This is a genomic window from Arsenophonus sp. ENCA, assembly GCF_002287155.1.
Classification (GTDB): domain Bacteria; phylum Pseudomonadota; class Gammaproteobacteria; order Enterobacterales; family Enterobacteriaceae; genus Arsenophonus; species Arsenophonus nilaparvatae.
On sequence record NZ_NHNG01000535.1, the window covers coordinates 1 to 765 of the forward strand.

A 765-nucleotide genomic window follows, 5' to 3' on the forward strand; every position below is an offset into this window, starting at 1 on the left:
TCGATCGATTCAGGTACGCGGGTGACAAATTCATCTGAATTCCTTATTCCTTGTCTTGCAGATGGCGGTAGCGGAACACTATTGAAACTATCAGTAGCATCAAATTTGACCTCCATCAGTTGAATGTCAGACTGTTGAATAAAAATTTGTTCTTCGTTCCTAAGTGAGTTAAAGGACTGAGGTAGCAAGATCTTTTCTATCTGTTCGGTCAGCTGAGCAATTTGTTTGTTCTGATCTTTAAATACATTATCGATATTGGGTAATAATGGCGTCTCACCTCGCCGATTGGTATATTTAACCTTTCGATTTTTATACAAATAGTCATTTAACCAACCTTCATCAATATCATGCTCTTTTAATTGTTGGCGGGCAAGCTCTGGCCGGGATTGCCATTTCTGTAGCAAAGTAATCAGTTTGATAAAAGGATTATTTTGGCCAGATTATTTTAGTGCGACATGAAGTCGCTTAGAGAATTGCTTTGCTTGTAGAATAACACACTGACAAAGCCCGTTGTTCCGTCAACGGTAGCCTACTAACCCAGGCGAGATAGGTAACTAACTTGTCTGAAGCGGTTGGGACAATGTAGTAAGAGCTGTGAGTACCAATACGGCTTGCATGCTAGGCTTGATGGTATGGTTAACTTATGTGAACTGTTAAATAAACGTCGTCATCTAGAAACAGCTAAAGGTACTGATAGGCTGTGCCCAAAAGGCACAGTAGCTGGATATTCCTTTTGAAGCTGGTAATACACGGACAAAAAGCGTG

Annotated in this window: 1 protein-coding gene; it reads right to left on the bottom strand. The window is 40.5% G+C overall.

Annotation, left to right across the window (positions count from 1 at the left end; all coding sequences use genetic code 11):
* Window positions 1–404, bottom strand: a 404-nt coding sequence (locus tag CBG25_RS13910; RefSeq protein WP_290607346.1) for a hypothetical protein, incomplete at its 3' end; no start/stop codon positions are given.
* Between the last annotated feature and the right edge of the window lie 361 nt (window positions 405–765).